18 protein-coding genes are annotated in these 19,911 nt (G+C 40.3%); 7 read left to right on the forward strand and 11 right to left on the reverse strand.

Annotated elements, in window-relative coordinates; genetic code table 11:
- Window positions 1–19 precede the first annotated feature (19 nt).
- Window positions 20–1,078, forward strand: a complete 1,059-nt coding sequence (locus ATC1_RS10990; RefSeq protein WP_062281883.1) for an alpha/beta hydrolase — start codon at window positions 20–22, stop codon at window positions 1,076–1,078.
- A 70-nt stretch (window positions 1,079–1,148) separates the two neighbouring features.
- Here the strand turns inward: ATC1_RS10990 and ATC1_RS10995 are convergent, their stop codons facing one another.
- From ATC1_RS10995 to ATC1_RS11040, 10 genes are all read right to left on the reverse strand, one after another.
- Complete coding sequence (locus tag ATC1_RS10995; protein WP_152024296.1) at window positions 1,149–2,741, reverse strand: LysM peptidoglycan-binding domain-containing M23 family metallopeptidase; 1,593 nt, start codon at window positions 2,739–2,741, stop codon at window positions 1,149–1,151.
- Window positions 2,742–2,904: 163 nt separating this feature from the next.
- Entirely contained in the window at window positions 2,905–4,776 is a 1,872-nt protein-coding gene (locus ATC1_RS11000) for a M23 family metallopeptidase (RefSeq protein ID WP_152024297.1), read from the reverse strand.
- The gene (locus ATC1_RS11005; protein WP_172667772.1) at window positions 4,697–6,280 is read right to left on the reverse strand and encodes a LysM peptidoglycan-binding domain-containing protein; all 1,584 of its coding nucleotides are present in this window, start codon (window positions 6,278–6,280) and stop codon (window positions 4,697–4,699) included. The genes ATC1_RS11000 and ATC1_RS11005 overlap by 80 nt, the downstream gene beginning before the upstream one ends.
- Window positions 6,281–6,638: 358 nt before the next feature.
- Window positions 6,639–6,998: a histidine triad nucleotide-binding protein gene (locus tag ATC1_RS11010; RefSeq protein ID WP_236688132.1), complete on the reverse strand. Its 360-nt coding sequence runs from the start codon at window positions 6,996–6,998 to the stop codon at window positions 6,639–6,641.
- Entirely contained in the window at window positions 6,995–8,239 is a 1,245-nt protein-coding gene (locus ATC1_RS11015; protein ID WP_062281892.1) for a polysaccharide deacetylase family protein, read from the reverse strand. Before ATC1_RS11015 ends, ATC1_RS11010 begins: the two co-directional genes overlap by 4 nt.
- Window positions 8,240–8,516: 277 nt before the next feature.
- Entirely contained in the window at window positions 8,517–9,095 is a 579-nt protein-coding gene (locus ATC1_RS11020) for a histidine phosphatase family protein (RefSeq protein WP_172667774.1), read from the reverse strand.
- 38 nt (window positions 9,096–9,133) lie between these two features.
- Window positions 9,134–11,038, reverse strand: a complete 1,905-nt coding sequence (locus ATC1_RS11025) for a hypothetical protein (RefSeq protein ID WP_152024298.1) — start codon at window positions 11,036–11,038, stop codon at window positions 9,134–9,136.
- 88 nt (window positions 11,039–11,126) lie between these two features.
- On the reverse strand, window positions 11,127–11,870 hold the full coding sequence (locus tag ATC1_RS11030; protein ID WP_062281901.1) for an amino acid ABC transporter ATP-binding protein: 744 nt from the start codon (window positions 11,868–11,870) through the stop codon (window positions 11,127–11,129).
- Window positions 11,867–12,637, reverse strand: a complete 771-nt coding sequence (locus ATC1_RS11035; RefSeq protein ID WP_062281905.1) for an amino acid ABC transporter permease — start codon at window positions 12,635–12,637, stop codon at window positions 11,867–11,869. The genes ATC1_RS11030 and ATC1_RS11035 overlap by 4 nt, the downstream gene beginning before the upstream one ends.
- 136 nt (window positions 12,638–12,773) lie before the next feature.
- Window positions 12,774–13,610 carry a transporter substrate-binding domain-containing protein gene (locus tag ATC1_RS11040; RefSeq protein WP_062281908.1) on the reverse strand — a complete coding sequence of 279 codons (837 nt, stop codon included), beginning with the start codon at window positions 13,608–13,610 and terminating at the stop codon, window positions 12,774–12,776.
- A 220-nt stretch (window positions 13,611–13,830) separates the two neighbouring features.
- Here ATC1_RS11040 and ATC1_RS11045 point away from each other — a divergent pair, with 220 nt between their 5' ends.
- The gene (locus ATC1_RS11045; protein ID WP_082174844.1) at window positions 13,831–14,682 is read left to right on the forward strand and encodes a tRNA (adenine-N1)-methyltransferase; all 852 of its coding nucleotides are present in this window, start codon (window positions 13,831–13,833) and stop codon (window positions 14,680–14,682) included.
- A gap of 63 nt (window positions 14,683–14,745) precedes the next feature.
- Here ATC1_RS11045 and ATC1_RS11050 read toward each other — a convergent pair whose 3' ends face one another.
- Window positions 14,746–15,384 carry a 50S ribosomal protein L25 gene (locus tag ATC1_RS11050; RefSeq protein WP_062281914.1) on the reverse strand — a complete coding sequence of 213 codons (639 nt, stop codon included), beginning with the start codon at window positions 15,382–15,384 and terminating at the stop codon, window positions 14,746–14,748.
- A 360-nt stretch (window positions 15,385–15,744) separates the two neighbouring features.
- Between ATC1_RS11050 and bcp the strand changes: the two genes are divergently transcribed.
- The 5 genes from bcp (at window position 15,745) to citX (ending at window position 19,911) form a co-directional block, all read left to right on the forward strand.
- Window positions 15,745–16,200, forward strand: a complete 456-nt coding sequence (gene bcp / locus ATC1_RS11055; RefSeq protein ID WP_062281917.1) for a thioredoxin-dependent thiol peroxidase — start codon at window positions 15,745–15,747, stop codon at window positions 16,198–16,200.
- A 239-nt stretch (window positions 16,201–16,439) separates the two neighbouring features.
- Window positions 16,440–16,727, forward strand: a complete 288-nt coding sequence (gene citD, locus ATC1_RS11060; protein ID WP_062281920.1) for a citrate lyase acyl carrier protein — start codon at window positions 16,440–16,442, stop codon at window positions 16,725–16,727.
- A gap of 3 nt (window positions 16,728–16,730) precedes the next feature.
- Window positions 16,731–17,624, forward strand: a complete 894-nt coding sequence (gene citE / locus ATC1_RS11065; RefSeq protein ID WP_062281923.1) for a citrate (pro-3S)-lyase subunit beta — start codon at window positions 16,731–16,733, stop codon at window positions 17,622–17,624.
- Window positions 17,625–17,631: 7 nt separating this feature from the next.
- A complete protein-coding gene (gene citF, locus ATC1_RS11070) occupies window positions 17,632–19,188 on the forward strand; it encodes a citrate lyase subunit alpha (RefSeq protein ID WP_062281926.1) in 1,557 nt (518 codons plus the stop codon).
- A gap of 153 nt (window positions 19,189–19,341) precedes the next feature.
- A complete protein-coding gene (gene citX, locus ATC1_RS11075) occupies window positions 19,342–19,911 on the forward strand; it encodes a citrate lyase holo-[acyl-carrier protein] synthase (RefSeq protein ID WP_082174763.1) in 570 nt (189 codons plus the stop codon).

The following is a 19,911-nucleotide window of genomic DNA, read 5'->3' on the forward strand; positions in this document are numbered from 1 at the left end:
TTCTTGAGAGGGATTTATTATGGAATATCAGGAGTGCCTTTCTCAATTACGGAATCGAGTAAAGAAGGAAATTTTAAATGGATTAGAAATCCATATGAAGCCGATTCCTGAAACGGATCAAGCCGGTGTACCCGATCCCAGAGTTTTAAAGTGGTACCAGCAACCAATTCCCCCATTTTCGGTCTATGACACCGACCATATTACAATGGAGGAAGTTGGGATCCTCAGATCCAGGATGGGATGTGAAAATCAGGACCTGAGTTCCAATGTGATTACCGAGCAGAAAATATTAAAACTCCCATCAGGGAACGTTCCGGTTTGGATTTATACTCCTGATACGATTGAAAAGAAACCTTGTGTTTGTTATTTTCATGGCGGTGCTTTCTATGGCGGAACGACACGTGTTGTGGAAAATGCTTGTCGTTACCTTGCTGACCGAGCGAATGCGGTTGTCATGTCAGTGGATTATGCTCTTGCTCCAGAGAATCGCTTTCCAATCGGTCTGCGGCAATGCTGGCAGGCGGTTCAATGGGCTTATAATCATGCGGCAGAACTGGGGATTCTTTCTGACAAGATAGCAGTTGCTGGTGATTCAGCCGGTGGAAATATTGCGGCTTCGTGTTGTATATTGGATACAATGCATATCATTAAATTACAACTGCTGCTCTATCCGGTCTTTTTAATCAATCCTGCAATTCATTTCGGGTGGTCGATGGATTTCTATACGATGAATGCAGAAATGGATGTTTTGCAGATGATGGTTAGAGAAGTAAACGACGCAATGAAAAATATATATACACTGTATCCCGAGAAACCGGAAGATATGTTTAATGTGTTGATGTCGCCATTTCTGATCAGTGATTGCCGAATTTTTCCGAGGACATTTATTGCTTCTTCTGAGTTTGATTATCTCCGCCAGGAAGAAGAATTATTTGGAATGAGGTTGGCAGCTTCAGGTGTTTCATTAAAATTTTTCCGATATAAAGGTATGTCGCATGCCTTCTTTGAACATACGGGAGAGTTCCCGCAGGCTGAAGATTGTACAGAGGAGATGGCAAAGGAAATCGCAGCTATGTGATGAGTAGAAAATGGATGTGATTTTCTGTATTGGCTGACTTCTAATAAGGAACAGTATTTCGAATTACTCATTATGGAATGGAAGTTGGTTTGGGTGTTGGTGTCTGAGTCGGAACAATTGGCGGTCCTGTGTGGATCAGACTTTTATAATCGGCGCATTCACAGGCTCGAATCGTGCTTGAGTACCGTTTCAAAAAGCCTAGATAAGGCTCAGCTCCATTTTTTGCAATCCAATCGTCTAAATTAAATGGGATAACTCCACCAGCTGGTATCCATTCTCCATTAAATTTCCTTGCAATATGGAAATGGGTACCAGTTGAGGTCCCTCCATCGCAAGATGGGTGACCGATTCGATCACCAGCATGTAATTTCGTACCAACAGGCGGGATTGATTTCGTTAAAAGATGAAGGAATAAAAGATTCCATCCTGTACGCTCATCATTATCCCCGTCTAAATCAAGAATAGCAACTCCGGTGTCTGTTCGAACAATCGTACCATCTGCTGGCGCTAAAACCCATTGGTCACTGAAAACACAGCCGCTTGTTTCTGAAGGAGGAGCGAAATCAAGAGCAGCATATGGCTGATTGTCGCCCCAGGCAGGATGAGGGCCGCCTGTGAAAGCCCAGCTTTTCCCATCTTCAAAAGGCAATATCAATTTTGGCTGACGTAAACTTCCGGGGATGTTTCCTCCTTGCGGTTCTGGGGGGATCTTCCCAAACAAATTTTCATAGGTTCTGATGAATCCATTCGGACTGATGGCTTGATAGAATTTTTCAACGGATAACGTTTTCGCAAAATAATGCTGTAAGGCTGCAGTTGATGCATTTTGCCAGGGATCGATTCGAAATAATGAACCGTCCTGCAGTTCAAATTCAAGATCTATCCCTTCACGAAATTCATAATACATTTGATTCAAGTAATTTGACAACCGGTTGATTTGAGAACTTAACGCTTTGGAATCCCTGCCCTCAAATCCTAACACAGCCCCAGTATTAATGTTTTCAGGATGTGTCTTTTGGGTAAGGGCTCCAGTTTGGAATTCGATGATGGCCAACAATAACCGCGGACTGAGACTGTATGTAGTTGCGATATAATCGACAATTTCTCCGCCACGGCGATTTTTTTCGCCAGTATACGTGGTGAAATATTTAAACCAGCCTGGTTGGCGATCAACGAAACTTCTTGCATTGAATCCGATTTGAGCCGGACCATTGACAAACATAGAATCGGAAAGAATTTGGAAGGAACTTCCCCATTGACTTTTATAGTAGATTGGAATTTTCATGGGGAATCCTGCCGGAAGCGTCGTGGCATCTGGTGGAATGATCGGGTTCTCTTGCCGAATTTCCTGTTCGGATGTATTAAACCTTGCAGCCAAAGCGGGAAGAATGTCACCAGACTGTGCAATGTAATCTACTAATTCGCCGGGCATATATCGCGGCCGTGGATTCTTATTGTCGTATATACTTTGATCAAAATCGATTTCAGGCAGGTTTTGTGTTGGAACTTCTTGATTCGGCTCAGGTAAAGGATTCAACTCCGTGCTCGTTTCAAGCGCAGCATTATGATCCTGATCGATACTGCAACTGTTGAATATGAGAATAATGAGCAATATTAAGGGGAATTTTAAAAAGAATCTTTTTCTCAAATACTTATCCATCATTAGTTTTACATTTTAACATAAAGGAGCTGAATTTCGATGTTTGAGTACAGTGATTCGAAATTTGAAAAAACCTTTTAAGATAAAAAAAGAAAACTTGTTGCAGTTTTTTTGCATGAAACGAAAGATCGATGGATACGAATCATTCATAAGGTCTGAATAGTGATTAATAACGGACTAATGATTCTTGTGAACCGTATGGATTTGCGATTACAACTGAATTTCCCCTTCTCATCCCGCCATTATATTCATTTTCACCTTCGAAAACAGACCATCCACTCAAGACAAATGGAATGGGTCCAAAAGCTGGTATCCATTCTCCATTGAATTTCCGTGCAATGTGCAAATGCGTTCCAGTTGCTGCACCCCCTTCACAGGATGGATGTCCAATGTTTCCGCCAGCAGGGATGATTGTTCCTTCTGCAACGCGATCTGCAGTTGCAACATGCAGGTAGAGAATTACCCAGCCTGTTTCTTCCAATCCATCGCCATCAGAATCAACGATTACAACACCCTTTGATGTACGGACTACTTTTCCTGCGGCCACAGCTTTTATCCAGGATTTTGATTCAACACAACCATGATCCGAGGATGAAGGCGCTAAATCGATTGCTCCGGCTGGCGAACCAGTGCTCCAGGCTGCATGCGGACCACCTGTCATGGACCAGGTTTCAAATTTTGAAAACGGGAGCGATAATTCGATCTGACTTGTATGCGCATTCAATCCATTTGGATTCTGCTGATATCCTTCCCATACATTTCCAAAGAGTGAGATAAATACTGAAAAATACCCGTTTTCTCCGTAAATAGCTGCTTCCACTTCATTCCAAGTATACAGTTGGGAAAACAGGTATTGAATTGCAACAGATCCGGCATTCAGTGAAGGTTCAAAATAGATTGGTTTTCCAGGCTTTGGATTCTTGAAGAAAGGAATTTCTTCGAATTTCCCGTACCGCCATCCATAAAACCCGGTTGAAAGCATCCCTGCTGCCCAGGTCATTTGTTTGTATAATCCTTTATGGTTCGAATCAATCCAACCCATCGGGTAATCGATCTCAGCAGTTGTTCTTGGATTCGAATAAACCCAATGGCTTTTATACTCTAAGAGCGAAAGTAAAACAATTGGATTAATCGAAAAATCTCTTGAAACTTTATAGATGATTTCACTCCCCTGCATTAATCCCTCAGCAGTATATTCTTCATAATTCGCTAAAAATCCATTCGCTTTTTTTATTTCTTGAACGATGTTGTAATCGGATGCAGTATTCGAAAAGACTATATATTCATCCGGTAATATCTTCACACCTGATAAATAGGATCGATTTTTATATGGGATAAAAAGGGGTATGTTGGGATCTAAAAATCCTTTTGTATTAATAGGCATGATCGAGGTGATCTTGCTGATGGATGTCCCAAATCTGTGTGCAATGATTTCCAAAATATCCCCGTTTTGGGTTGTATAGAGTATTTTTTCTTTATCAACCATTTCTAATGGGGGAAGATCATCCGGATTTATGGATGTTTGTGTTGGAGTCACTTGCGTCAGTATATCAACCGCTTCAGTCGGAGTTATGATTGGGACATCCGGATTAATTAATTCTACAGGAATTGTGTTTCGAGGAACAGGCGAGCTAATCACGACAGCTGTGGGAGTTAAGGTTTGTATCGGGACAATCCGTACAATTTCAGGATTTTCTGTTGGCTGCATTTGGGTAATCTGAATGTCTGATGAAGGTTCTGTTGCATCGAAAACTATAGCAGTGGGTTGTTTTGTGTGCGTGATGATCGGGACAATCATCTGTGCTGAAATTTCTGCAGGAATTTCAGTTTCTCGCGCAATTTTTGTCAATTCGAATCGGATTGCTTCCTGTGTGAGTTCTTTCGGTTCAGAAACGGATCGCGTACAGGCAAATGCGGGAATCCCAAAAAGAATCAAGAGGAAGGTGATGCTGAGAATATTAGTATGAGATTTCACTTGCTTCAGTTTTGAAATACCAAGCTTCAATAAGTGTGCCATCTTTTTCCAGGTAACCATCATAGTGTGATCCGGTCGAGAATACTTCCCATCCGCTCAAAATCATCGGGTAGTCTTGATTGATTGGAATCCATTCTCCATTATACCTTCTCGCTAAATGCACATGCGATCCATTTGCGATCCCGCCTTCACAAGATGGATGCCCGATTCGAGCGCCTCTGTCGACCTGTGTATTGATTTCGATACGGTCTCTGGATTCAACATGTAAATAAACCAGAATCCATCCGGTTCCCATATTCCCATCACCATCTAAATCCTCGATTACCAGTCCATTTTGGGAGTAAACGATGATGCCGGGCGCAGAAGCTGTAATCCAGTATTGACTCATGTTGCATCCGACAGCATCTGGAGGTGCAAAATCAATCGCTGACCATGGCGTCCCATCTGTCCATCCAACATGTGGGCCGCTCGTAAATGACCATATTTCACCGGCTGCAAACGGAAAGTCAAGTTTTGGACTCGTTTCGAATTCCGGATCACTAAGGAACTCATCCGATGTTTTTCCAAAAAGTTGCTGATAGGTTAAAGAAAATCCATTTTTTGAAATTGCGTAGAGCCAATCTTCAGCGCCGAAAATTTTGCTGAATAAGTATTGCAGCGCAGCGGTGGAAGCATTTACTTTAGGATTGACTGCAACCAGTGTATCATCGTTCAAAATCCACAAATTGGTCTTTTTATCCTTCCAGTTGTAATACCCTTCGTTCAAGGTATCTGCTGCCCATGCAAGCTGACGGGCTAATGGCTCGTAATACGATCCCAAATGTGCAATAACACTCTTCTTCTGATTTCCATTTGGCTTTTTTTCGCTGATGGAATGAGTCTGAAATTCCATGAGAGCAATCAGTATTCGTGGATCAATTGAATTCTGGATTGCAGTTTGATAAAGAATTTCGGCGCCATTTCTTGCCTTGAATGAGGGCTGTTGTTCAGATTTTTTTGCCTCAGGATTAGGTGTCGGTTCCGGTTCTATATAATTTGTAAGGTAACTTTGAGGATGTTCAGCCAGAAATGCAGAAATGTTAAAATCGTTTGCGGAAGGTCCAAAAAGGATTCCTTTTTCCGGTAATATTTCGTTCCCCGGATCCTGAAAATCTGGAATTTGAGCTGGAATAACTAATTCCTGACCGACAGCAATCAAATCAGGATTTTTAATCTGGTTCTTTTCGATGATTGCATTTTTCGAAACCTGATAATTTGCTGCGATAATTGTGATCGTATCCCCTTCTGCCACGACATGGCTGGCATCCTCCGCTCTAAGTGTAGGGATTCTTTCTCGTTTAAACTGCGGATGGGTGGGCAAAGGTGTTAGCTGAATTTGTGTCGGCTGTGGGGTTACGGAAGGTTTCCATTCTGCGGTTGCTGTCCACGGATGTTCGGTCAAAGCTGCTGATGTCAATGAAGCGATGGGATGAATAAGATCTAACGGCTGCACCTGGCTAGTCCGTTTTTCTGGGAGGCATCCAGATGACAGGAAGCATAGAAAAATGAACAAGCATCCTTTGATCATAGTACTTCGAAAGAAAAACTTTTTAATTAAATCAACAGGGAAAAATTTATTGTTGCGAAATATTGGTGCGAAATGCAAAATAATCACAATAATGAAAAATAATCCTGTATTATGAATTGCTACTTTAAAGAAATCAGATTGCATTTCATTTTTTCTTTTCAATTCGTGTGTGAATTGTCAATTGGGAATTTTTTCCCAGGATTTGGGAAATGGAGATTATTAATTGTTATTGTGTTGTTTTTCCCCTTTGCGAAAAAACAACACAATAACAAAAATCTTTCTTTTTTCAGAAAGCTTTTCTAAAATTCAAATCGATGATTCCCGCCACCGAAATGATGTGGGTTCTCAGAAAAAATGTTTATTGAGAACGGAAATTCATGGGTCTTCCGCCGAGCAAGTGAAAATGCAGATGAAAAACAGTTTGACCGGCATCAGGTCCATCATTTGCAACGACACGATATCCGGAATCAGAAATCCCTTGAATTTTGGCGATTTTTGCTGCTGATAAAAGGATATGTCCCAACAGACCGGCTTCATCTTCACCGCAGTCATTTAAATCGCGATAATGACCATTCGGAATTATTAGAATATGAACGGGTGTAACCGGGGATAAATCCTCGAATGCCGTCACAAATTCATCCTGATAAACGATTTTGGAAGGAATATCGCCCTTGGCGATTTTACAAAAAATACAATCCTGATCAAATTGTCTCATCATAGTCCCGGTATCTCTCCTGTAATCGATTTGCATACAATATCATAGTATTCCAATTCGATTTCCCGATTGGCAAATATCTGTTCTTTGGCAGCTTTTCCAATCTGTCGAACTGTGTCAATATGGCTGCTGACATCGGTATCCCAATAGCGAGGAATCACGAACAGCGGATCGCTCGTTCCATCCGCAAGGTATGCTGGTCTGCCCGGATCGATTTCATCATCTAACGGAACCCAGTTATACATGACCGGTCCCCGCGGATTAACCGTGAATCCAACTTCATATCCCAACTCTTTTGCGATTTGAATGGGACGATTTCCGAAAGTTCCTCCCGGCCAAATGATTGCCTGAGGAATTTTCCCGAAATGCTCTTTGATCCGGTCAATGGATCCTTGAAGTTCGCTGTAGATATACTCATCCGTAGAACCATCGGACATGTTTTCGTTGTGAACAACGCCATGCGCCTGATGATCCACATATCCTGCCGCTTCGACCCGTTCATTTTCTTTCCACAGGTCTTCCGTCGTTGCATCGGAGCTGATCCATCCATTCACGACCTTCCATCCATACTCCTGATACAACGGCAAAAAGTGATCTGAAAAATAAGATTCATGATGTCTATCGTCCGTGATGAGAAGAACAGAACGTGCAGGAATGTAGTCATTATATTTCATGAAATTAACAAATTGAGACATATCAATTGCGCTGAATCCTTGATTATAGAGATCCAAAGCAATTTGTTTGTGACGTTCTGATGAGATTTGATTGTCCAGCGTCACCGCAGAATCATCGCCTTTAACGATGGAATGATACATAACAGTCATCACTACAGTTCCTGGTTCTGCTTTTCCGGGTGTCCATCGATTTTTCAAAAACTCGCACGTATCTGAAATATAGGTGTGCGGATAATCGCGCGGGTTTAATAGGTCCGTTTGATATGTGCCTGGAAGCGTTGGAGGTGTCCGATTGGGGTCGATGGTGCCTGTTGGTTCAGGCGTTGTTTGCTGAACTTGTGTATCTGACGAACCAGACATTTGTGTTTCGGTTGTTACAGCTGTTTGTTGCAGGTTAGCTTGAGCTGTGATTAAAATATCCTGAAACAGCTTTGTCGGATCCATTTGAGGTCCAGAATCAGTCTGCGATGTATTTAAATTTTCCTGAGGAAAATTGCATCCAAATCCGAACAGAAGGATGATTATTGCAGTTACGATTATCTGTAATTTTTTTATTTTGGCGATGTTCATTCAGCAAGACAATCTTTTATTAGGATAATTCTCATTATTATAAAATAATTTTGGTTTTCAATGTTTCCAGTTTCAGCAATTCAAAATTTGGTTTAGCCTCTTGAGAATCGCGAGAAAGTTTTTTGCAGTGTTGTTGCTGTATTCGCATAGCAAAAAACCTGTAAACTCTTTCTATTCGATAAGCTCAATCATATTTTGAATCGCTGAAATAATGCATGATCCGTTGATATTATTCTTCACATTTGTTGTGGTTTTATGCAGTGTTTAGTTTATACCGTTAACGTTTGGAACTCTCTTCTAAAAGCTGCTCCAAAAAGACGGGTTCTGCATTATGAAATACAAACCGTTTACGGTTTTCGAGAGGTTCTTTGGTGAGAATACAGGCAAAAATTGTGAGAAAGGATCCATGCGATACAAGCAGGACAGTCTCATTCGGATGTTTGTTTTCAATTTCATTGTAGACCTCGCGAGCTCTGATTTCCAGATCGGTTAATGATTCTCCTCCAGGAAATCGATAGGTTAATGGATTCTGATCCATCGATTCAAGAATTCCAGGATTCATCAGGTCTCTTTGATAATTGGTGCCTTCAAATGAACCAAAATGTCTTTCTCGTATTCGCATATCATAAATGATAGGAACCGGTTTATGCATTGAGATTGCAATTTGGGCTGTTACAACAGCGCGGATCAAATCACTGCTATACACGATATCAAATGGAATATCTTTCAATAATAACGCTGCTGCCTCAGCCTGGCGGATTCCGTTTTCATTCAGAGGTATGTCTGTTTGTCCCTGATATAAACGTTGAACATTCCAATCCGTTTGTCCATGTCTGAGTAGAATATATTTTGCCATGTATAAATCCTTAATTGTTTCGTTGATCATTTAAAAAGCTATTTTCCCAAGAAAAAAGCTTCAGTTGGAATAAAAAAGCGATCATTTCTGAGAATCGGTGGATTCAGATAATTCCCGCAAAATTGAACATATCCGGTTTTCCCCTTAACAATGTCCAGAGGGGCAAAAATGAGCGCATCTTTCCAGTTATCAAGGTCGATTCCTCGAATGATTGCAGTTGGTTCATCAATATGATCAGTAAAATCGAACATCTCCACAGAAGCCGTATCATGAAAATGCTGCCGTACATACGGAAGTCGAAAATAAGGATAATGAATTTTTTCAAGATTCTCAGAATCTTCCATATAAAAATAACTGCCTTCATCAATTTTTGTGGTCAGGAGTTCTTTCCCCTCCTTACAGGGATTCATCATTGATGAAGGAGCTTGTTCAGGAAAGCGATGCAGCAGAAATGGAGAAATCAGAGAACTTAATAAAAGTACATATCCAATTATTGCAATTCCAGTAGATAAATCAGTGATTGATGGACTGGACTCAGTCTCATTTTCTCGAAAATGGAAAATTTTTGAAAAAAGAAATTGAGGGAAAAAGCCAATAATGATACCCGGAATCCATATCGTCGCTGCATGAAACCTGAGACGATTGGTCGTTATAACCAATCCCAAACCTTGTGAGAGGATCATTCCCACTGCGCAATACAACAAAAAAGAAAAAATTTTCAATCTTTTTCTTTTGAGCATGTAGAGAAAACCTAAAAACCAAAGAACCCCTAAACCATATCGTACAATAGAATTTTGGATTACATCTCCTCCATTGAAATACGAAAATGCTCCCTTTTCATTATCAAACAACAGTGCTCCGGTAATTCTTTTTGCTGCAAGCAATAAGTTCTCGGGATTCTCTCTTAGAACCTTGGTACACATCCGAAACAAGTCGCCATATACATTTTCTGAATCATTTAATGCCTGAATCTCAGGCATGGTTAATACATAATCCCATGAATGCCCTCCAAGGCATAAGGCATAGACAATTTCTGCAATTTGACGGTTCGGAACAGTAGATGTCATATAAACTTTGGATGTATTCCATCGATTGATTATGAATCCCGACAAGATTGCAATAAGGGCTGCAACACTGAATAACAGTCGTTTCTTATGACCGTGCAATTGAACCAGCAGGAACCAGGCACCGGCAAAGAGAAGCACAAACATCGGTCCTGGTCTGGCGTTTAAAGCCAGGGAAAATAGTGATAATCCAAAAATAATTTCCCAGTTCTTTTTGCATAAAATTCCCGATAGCAAGAAATAACAGGCGAGCATACCGGTAAAAAAGCCGTATAACTCGGTCATGAGTTCGCCTTCATGCCAGCGAATATAAAAGAAAGCATTTGTATAGAAAAAAGCTGCGACAACCGGTCCGAATTTTTTTCCAAGCAAATTCGTGCACGATAAAACGGTAATCGAACATAAAATTGTAATCACAACTGAAAGCAGAATGAAGTTGTTGTCTGATAATTTCAGTATCGAAGCGTAAAAGACAGGAGAAATCGGCCGGAGAGCAGTCGACTGTCCCATAAACTGGCCGTATAAGAAGCGCAGTGTATTCATGTGTAACGTAAACGCATCAGACCAGGGTATCACGCCGCCTAATGAATATTGACCGGAAAGTCCAGAATTCCACAATCCTGAGAGTGGCAATAAAAAAATCAAGAAAAGAAATCCAAAAAGAATCGCTCGAATGTAAGTATTTCTTACTAACGTGCTGATAAACGGAAATAGAAAAACTACCGGCAGAATATATAATGTATTTCGAAAAATCAATCCGATTTGTCTGGAAATTGGAACAAATAACAACAGGTAGGTAGAAATAACAGAAATTCCGCAAAAAATCAGAATACTGCTGATGTTATTTCTTTTTTTTGTTGATATTTGCATGGTTGACACGAATTATATACTTCCTTGTTACTCCTGATTGATGGTTCGGCTTGAAAAAATGCTGATTTCTATACGGATAAACCAGTTTTCAAATGATTTATGTATTTCTGATGGAACGGTTCAGGAACATCCGTGTTCGCTCATTTTTTGGATGATTAAATATCTCTTCGGGTGTCGAATCCTCAAGAATTACTCCGGCATCCATAAAGATAATCCGGTTGGATACATCTCTGGCAAAGTCCATTTCATGCGTAACGACAAGCATTGTCAAGCCGGTTTTTGCCAGGCTGGTCATGACATTTAATACTTCGCCAACCATTTCGGGATCCAAAGCGCTGGTGGGTTCATCAAATAATAATATTTCCGGGTCCATAGCAAGAGCTCGGGCAATTGCAACTCGCTGTTTCTGTCCACCGGAAATTTGGCGTGGTTTTGCACTGATGTATTGATCCATTCCGACTTTACTGAGAATATCCATTGCTCGTTGCTCAGCTTCTTTTCGGTCTCTGCCCAAGACTTTCATTTGTCCGACAACACAATTCTGCAAGACCGATAAATTATTAAATAAATTGAAGCTTTGAAAAACCATACCTACTTTCGCTCGGTAGTTTGAAAGTGAAAAACCGGAATCCTGAATATTCTTGTCATGAAAAAGGATATCTCCAGAGGTGGGTTTTTCAAGCTGATTAATGCATCGTAATAGTGTTGATTTTCCTGATCCTGAAGCTCCGATGATACTGACGACATCTTTTTCATTAGCGAAAAAATCGATGTCTTTGAGAACGATATTTTCTCCAAATGTTTTCTTAAGGTGGGATACAGTTAAAACAGGATTACTCATTCCCTGCCTCCTTTAATTACAGCCTGCGGGACGGTTTGCGATCCATGAATGACAAAGGAATCCGGACCTTCTAATTTTCTTTCCACAAAAAGCAGCAACCTGGTTACAGAAAAAGTAAGAACAAAATAGATCAGACAGGTAATAAAAAATACTTCGAAATAGCGCATATAGGTGCCTGCAGCTGATTTTGACATAAAAAAAAGTTCTGTTACCGAAATGACATTCAATACGGAAGTATCCTTAATATTCACAACAAATTCGTTTCCTATTGACGGTAAAATGTTGCGGATTGCCTGAGGCAGGATAATATTCACCATAGTTTGTGAATGGGTCATTCCGATGGATTGTGCTGCTTCATATTGTCCCTTGTCGATCGATATGATTCCGCCTCGGGCAATTTCTGCCATGTAAGCGCCCGTATTGATCGATACGATAAACAGAGCTGCAACCATGGGCGACATATCCAACCCCCACAATTCGGCAGAACCATAATAGATCACCATTGCTTGCACAATCATTGGCGTACCGCGGAATATTTCAATGTATGCGACAAAGATAAAACGGACAAACTTGTAAAATAGTTTTCTTGCAAGAGAATCATTTTCTTCAACAGGGATTGTACGAACGACAGCAACAGCCAAGCCGATTGCGAAACCAGCTATAGTACCAATTGATGCGATAAATATTGTTGTTCCTGCTCCCTGAATAAAGAACAGGCCGTATTTATTGACAAAAAACGCGACCCATTCAAAAAATGAAGTTGGCATTGTCTCTCCTCTAATTCATAATTTCTACTATTGTAGACCAAAAAAGAACAGCCCGAAAAAAAACAGGAAGGTTTTCGGGCTGTTGACTCTTATGAAATAGCATGGATTCTGTGCTCAGAATCCAATTTGATCAGGATTATTCCCCGAGGGCTGGCTGCGTTTTGACTGCATTGTCCATAATTGCCTGCCGATCCTCTTTTGAAATTTTTCCAAGGATTTCGTTAATTGCAGATATGTTCGGATTGCCTTTTTTTATTGCAACCGCAACAGCGACATCTTCTGGTGATGCTACAAAACCTTTTCCTTCTTCAAAGGATACAAAGGTAAATTCAGGGTTGGATGCCATCGCAGATATTGCGCCTGGTCGTTCCGATATATATCCATCGATTTTCTCGGAAGAGAGTGCGACGATCATTGCAGGGAAAGATTCCATCGCAGTCTGTTTCTTAACACCTTCGATCTGATCAATGACAGTGTAGTGAAAGGTATTCAACTGTGCAGTGATCTTTGCATCTTTGAAATCCTGAATGCTTGTTGCTTTCGCATATTCGCTGTCTGCTTTGACAACGATGACCAAATCACTCTCATAGTATGGGTCAGAAAAGTCTACACTGATTTTTCTCTCCTCGGTTGGCGACATGCCGGCTATGACGGCATCAATTTTTTCTGCATTAACTGCGGGGATGAGACCATCCCATTCGATTTTGACGATTACTAATTTTCGGCCAAGTCCTTCTGCGATTTTCTTTGCGATTTCAACATCATAACCACCACAGAAACCACCGCCGCCTTTAATTTCTATAGCGCCATTGGAATCATCTAGCTGAGTCCAGTTAAATGGTGCATAGTTGCATTCCAATCCGACCGCTAACTCGTCTTCTGAAAGGGGTTTAACAGAAGCAAAGGCGACGCTGGTAACGGATAAAACGATTAGTGCAATAATTGCAAACAATATAGAATACGTTTTCTTCATAATAAACTCCTATTGAGACTGAATTGTTTGATTATCCTATCATAAGTATGCTGGGAATATTAAAAAATATTACTTTTTTTATCAATCAATTGATAAATCATTAATTGATTCAAAAAGTACGTTTCTGTTTCAAATAACGGATCCGATTTGTTGAAGAACGAAATGAGAGTAGAATTTGTTTTATGAAATAAAACAAATCTTTTGTAATGAACAGGTACGCATGAACGAAACTGATATTCAAGAAGGTGATCTTGCCGAATTAATCGGATTAAAACATTTTCATCAAATTATTCGAATCAAATCCGGTGAGACGATTCAATCACATATCGGATTAATCAAAATGGATGATCTGATTGGGAAGCCATGGGGCAGCATGGAAAAAAGTCACAATGGCAATACTTTTTTTGTTTTGCAACCTGCTCTATCCGATTTAATCAAGAATGTCCCCCGAAATACTCAGATTCTGTATCCAAAGGATATCGGATTTCTGATTTTGAACCTTGCAATTGGAACAGGAAAACGAGTTATAGAAGCGGGAACAGGTTCCGGGGCATTAACGATTGCATTGGCGAACGCTGTTGGAGACGAGGGAAAGATTTATTCATATGAAATTCGTCCGGAAATGCAAAAAGTTGCTATAGAAAACCTGCAGTATGCCGGATTTGATTCCAGAGTCGAATTTAAAATAAGGGATATTGCAGACGGTTTTGACGAAAAAAATGTCGACGCAATATTTCTGGATGTGCCAAACGCATATGATTATTTATCCCAGGTTCGAAAATCTTTAAAACCGGGAGGTTTTTTTGGAAGCATATTACCGACAATGAACCAGGTCGTGCTGTTGCTTGATGCATTTAAGAGAGAGTCTTTTGTATTTGTAGAAGTATGTGAAATTTTTATCCGCTATTATCAGACAGATGCAGATCGATTTCGCCCGGCTGATCGAATGGTTGGTCACACTGGATTTCTAATTTTTTCCAGAATGGTTCAAAAAGGCAGTAATTCGAAAAGTCAATCCAAATTTCGAATTGATGAAAAAGAAGATGACATTTCCGAATCAGTAGGTCTATAAAGAATAAAAGAACAAAAAAGGCGGCAAAAAATTGCCGCCTTTTTGATTCGTTCAATTGACGAATTATTCTTCAGCTTTTTCTTTCTTGCCCTTTTCAACAACTTCAGGCTCTGATGAATCGGCTGCAGGTTCTTCTTCTGTCTGTTCGCTCGCTATTCCGGTGATTGTTACGACGGTATCGTTGCTATCGTCAAAAACAGTAATTTTGTCCGAGAATTTCATATCGCTGATGCGTATCTGATCACCAATTTTTTCCAAATTACTGATATCGACAACAAATCTTTCTGGCAGATCTGTCGGGAGTGCTTCAACTTCAATGAATTCTTTCTCATGAAAAACGATACCGTTGAAGTTTTTCACAGCAGGAGCAGATCCAGTTAAGATCACTTCAATCTTCGAGCGAATCTTCTCTTTAAGAGAAACGGCTTGAAAATCGATGTGAATCAGTTCATTACGCAAATAATTGCGTTGTTTCTCACGGATTAAGGCCGAGTGCATTTCACCATCAATATCAAGAGTTACAATGCTGGATGAGGTTAATCCGGATATCGCACGAGTGACCTCACGCCGATCCATAAGAATGGAAATCGGATTGATATGATGACCATAAACGACACCAGGGATTTTCCCCTCGCGGCGCAAAACGCCGACCTTCTTACCGATTACATCACGTTTTACTGCTTTGATAATTACTTTTTCCATAATTCTTCCTTCGAGCGCCTCTCACGGATTTATACCATTACCTTCGCCCTTTTAAAGAGATTTTTGCTGATTAAGCTTTGTGATTTTAGCTGTTTTTATTAAGGGCGTCAAGGATCAACAGGTTCGGTTGTGACATAACCGACTGATTCCTCATGCAAGTCTGGCTAATCAGTAATACGAAATTTGAAAAAATGAATTGTTATTGTGGTGTTTTATTTGAAGAGTAAAAGCACTGCAATAACCTGTTTTCTTACGATATTCGAAATGCTTGTTAAATTTTCAAACTACAGATCGAGTTGCTGGTACAGTATGCAATTCAACAGATTTATGATACATTATTCTATAGAAGGAGAATTCGATATGTTAGAAACAGGAATAGCTGCACCAGATTTCAAATTGATGGACAAAAATGGCAATCCGGTCTCTTTATCTGATTTTCGGGGGAAAAAAGTTGTCGTTTATTTTTATCCCAAAGATGATACCCCGGGATGTATTCGCGAAGCATGCGCATTTCGCAATGCATATGACGGCTTCAAAAAGAAGAATATTGAAGTCATCGGAATCAGCAAAGATAGTATTGAATCCCATGTAAAATTTGCAGAAAAATACAACCTGCCTTTTTATCTTTTAGCTGATCCCGAGTTATTTGCCATAAAGGCTTATGATGTATGGCAGGAAAAATCTCAGTTTGGCAATACCTATATGGGCGTTGTCAGGACGACATATGTTGTCGATGAAACCGGAAAAATCATTAAAGTTTTTCCCAATGCCAAACCTGATACGAATGCACAAGAAATTTTAGATTTTCTGGGATAATACGGTTTTCATCAATCCGGTATTAATTGCAGTATTTCGTACTATTAGAGAGGGTTTTTGTTGTTCTTTTATATATTATGCAAAATAAAAAAAAGAACAACAAAAAATCTTCTGTTTTTCAAAGGGCTGATTTCGAACCGATGAAATAGCTGTTATGTAACGGTTTTCAAGGTTCTTAATATAGAAAACCATTTTATTATTTTCAACTTTTAAACACTCAATTTTCCAAAGGTACAGTCATGAATCTCATATCAAAAGGATTTGCAGGAACGCTGGAATCAGGTGATATTTTCATCGAAATTGAAAAAAGTGAACAACCTGGAATTCATATTGATTTGCAGAGTAAAGTAAAAAATCAGTATGGAAAACAAATTTTCTCAGTGATTACTGAAACGCTCAAAGAAAATGGCATTACTAATGTGAATGTTAAGGCTGTTGATCAGGGTTCTCTGGATTGTACAATTCGTGCCAGAGTGACAACTGCGATTTATCGGGGCTGCGGCAGAACTGATTACCGCTGGGAGTAGCCAATGAAAAGACTGCGAAGAACCATGCTGTTTGTCCCCGGCAACAGTCCGGGAATGATTCGTGATGCGCACATCTACGGTTCGGATTCCATCATGTTTGATTTGGAGGATTCTGTCGCATTGGGAGAAAAAGATGCAGCACGACATCTCGTTTATCAGGCATTAAAATTTATCGATTATGGAAACATTGAAAAAGTTGTTCGCGTGAATCCGTTGAACACTGCCTATGGGAAAGATGATATCGAAGCGATGGTCTGTGCGGGAGTTGATGTGATCCGTCTTCCGAAAACTGAAACCCCTCAAGATATTTTGGACACAGAAAACGCTATTACTGAGATCGAAAAAAAGACGGGAATCGAAATCGGATCCACAAAAATGATGGCTGCCATTGAGAGTGCATTGGGTGTAGTGAATGCTTATCCGATTGCAATTTCTTCAAAGCGTCTGGTAGGAATTGCTTTAGGTGCGGAAGATTACACTGCCAGTTTAAAGACAACTCGATCCTTGGACGGAACGGAGTTGTTTTTCGCCCGATCTCAGATTGTAGTTGCAGCACGGGCTGCTGGAATTGATGCGATTGACACGGTTTTTTCAAATCTGAACGATATGGAGACTTTTGAAAAAGAGATTCGCCTGATAAAGCAATTGGGGTTTGATGGAAAATCAGTCATTAACCCACGCCAGATTGATGTCGTGCATAAAATTTTTAATCCAACTGAAAAAGAGATTGAAAAAGCTCTGAGAATTCTTGAGGCAATGCGAGAGGCTGAAACGAAAGGTTCCGGAGTTGTAAATCTGGATGGAAAAATGATCGACAAACCGGTGTTACTTCGTGCTGAGCGGATGATTGATATGGCGATTGCATCCGGTATGTATTATCCTGACGATATGGAGTAGGTGTAATATGAAGAATTCTGCCATGCGTGAAATTCCAGACTACTTATTGGAGAAAGGAGAATTTTCTCTGTACAATCCTCTTATCACAGAGGGCCTCAAAAAAAAGGAGTCACTTTCTTCTGCTGAACGGCAAAAACAATCGCGGAAAATCATATCTTCACTGGAAAAAGCAGTCACTTTATCAGGGCTTCGAGATGGTATGACAATATCCTTTCATCATCACTTTCGCGATGGTGATTATGTTGTTAATTATGTTATCGATCGGTTAGCGGAAATGGGATTTAAACACCTACGATTAGCTGCAAGCAGCCTTACAAATATTCATGCACCCTTAATTCGGCATATTCAGAATCATGTCATTGACTCTATTGAAACCAGCGGTTTACGTGGGGAACTGGCTGAAGCGATTTCCAAGGGATTAATGGATATTCCTGTGACGTTCCGATCTCATGGCGGCAGAGCTTATGCTGTTTCAAGTGATCAATTGCACATTGATGTGGCTTTTTTGGGGGCGCCATCCTGTGATCCTTTTGGAAATGCGAACGGATATTCGAGAGATACCGAGGACACCTCTGCTTGCGGTTCTATGGGCTACGCACGAGTAGATGCAAATTATGCGGATAAGGTAATTATTCTTACCGATCATATCGTTCCGTATCCGAATATCCCTTTCGGGATTTCCCAATATCAAGTGGACTATATTGTTGAGATTCCAGAAATTGGGGATAAGAATAAAATCATGTCCGGAGCAACTCGTTATACGAACAATCCGCGCGATTTGCTCATTGCACAGAAGGCGGTGGATGTCATTGCCGCCTCAGGCTATTTTTACGATGGCTTTTCACTTCAAACCGGTTCGGGCGGTGCTGCTTTGGCAACGACACGTTTCCTGCGTGAAAAGATGCTGGCTCGTAATATTAAAGCGAATTTTGCATTGGGAGGAATTACCGGTCAGATCGTAAAATTGCATGAAGAGGGGCTGATTAAGAAATTGCTGGATGTACAAAGTTTTGATTTGGATGCTGCAGAATCATTAAAAAATAACCGTTTTCATCAGCAGATTGATGCCAATTATTATGCGGATCCATTCAGCGAAGGAAGTGTTGTCAATGAACTGGATGTCGTGGTTTTGTCAGCTTTGGAAGTGGATACCGAATTCAACGTAAATGTCCTGACCGGATCAGATGGAATTATCCGCGGTGCGATAGGCGGTCATCAGGACACAGCTGCAGGAGCAGCGTTTTCGATTGTTGTGGCTCCATTAACGCGAGGTCGTAATTCTTCGATTCTCGATCATGTCACTACATTAACCACCCCTGGTGATACGGTTGATGTTGTAGTTACTGATCAGGGTATTGCAGTCAATCCATTGCGTCCTGAAATCAAGGAAAGAATGAAAAAAGCACATATTCCATTAAGTACGATTGAAGAATTGAAAGAAAAAGCAGATAAAATTGTCGGAATTGCGGAACCTCTGCCGTTTGACGATCAGGTGGTCGGCATTGTCACATATCGGGATGGCTCAATTCTGGATGTTATCCGAAAAATACGCTCCGATCAATAATCGTCAATGATCGAGTCTTTGGGATTTATTCGAAAAACAAGTTGATAATTTGAATTATTGTTTTGTCACTATTTGTTCACCTATCAAGTTTACGATTCAATTTAATGCCGGTTCACATTGGTGTCAATAGATAGTAAATCTTCTGTGATAAGAATGAAAACGACAACTTTAAATGAAATTTTAATGAGACGGGAGGAACGTTCCATCTATCAAAAAAAATTGACAGATTCATATCAGATGCCTCTGATCAGTCTTCAGAGTAATATCCCCGGTTTTTTGAAATACACTTCTGAAATCTGTCTTATACATGCAGCAGGTACTCAGGAAATATATCATACTCTGAATCAAAACAACATCCGATGTTTCTTTGCAGAAATTAGACATGAAATTACTGGAATTGAAGGCTTTTTTATCGTTGATTACGATCCTTTTCAATTGAAAAAACTGTGTTGTGAAATAGAGGAAACGCATGTTCTTGGTCGATTATTTGACATTGATGTGATGGATGTTATGGGAAATCGGATCAGCCGAATGTCGCTTGGATATTCTGAAAGATCCTGTATGATATGCGGCGGCGACGTGCTGTCGTGCAGACGAGAGAGAAAACATTCCAAGGAAGCATATTCCTCCCATATCGAACAACTGATTCTGTCTTATTTAGGATGTGATACCGATATTTTAAAAATTTTTAAGGAATCTTCAGATCATATTTTAAATGAATGA

The organism is Flexilinea flocculi (genome assembly GCF_001192795.1).
GTDB classification, from domain to species: domain Bacteria; phylum Chloroflexota; class Anaerolineae; order Anaerolineales; family Anaerolineaceae; genus Flexilinea; species Flexilinea flocculi.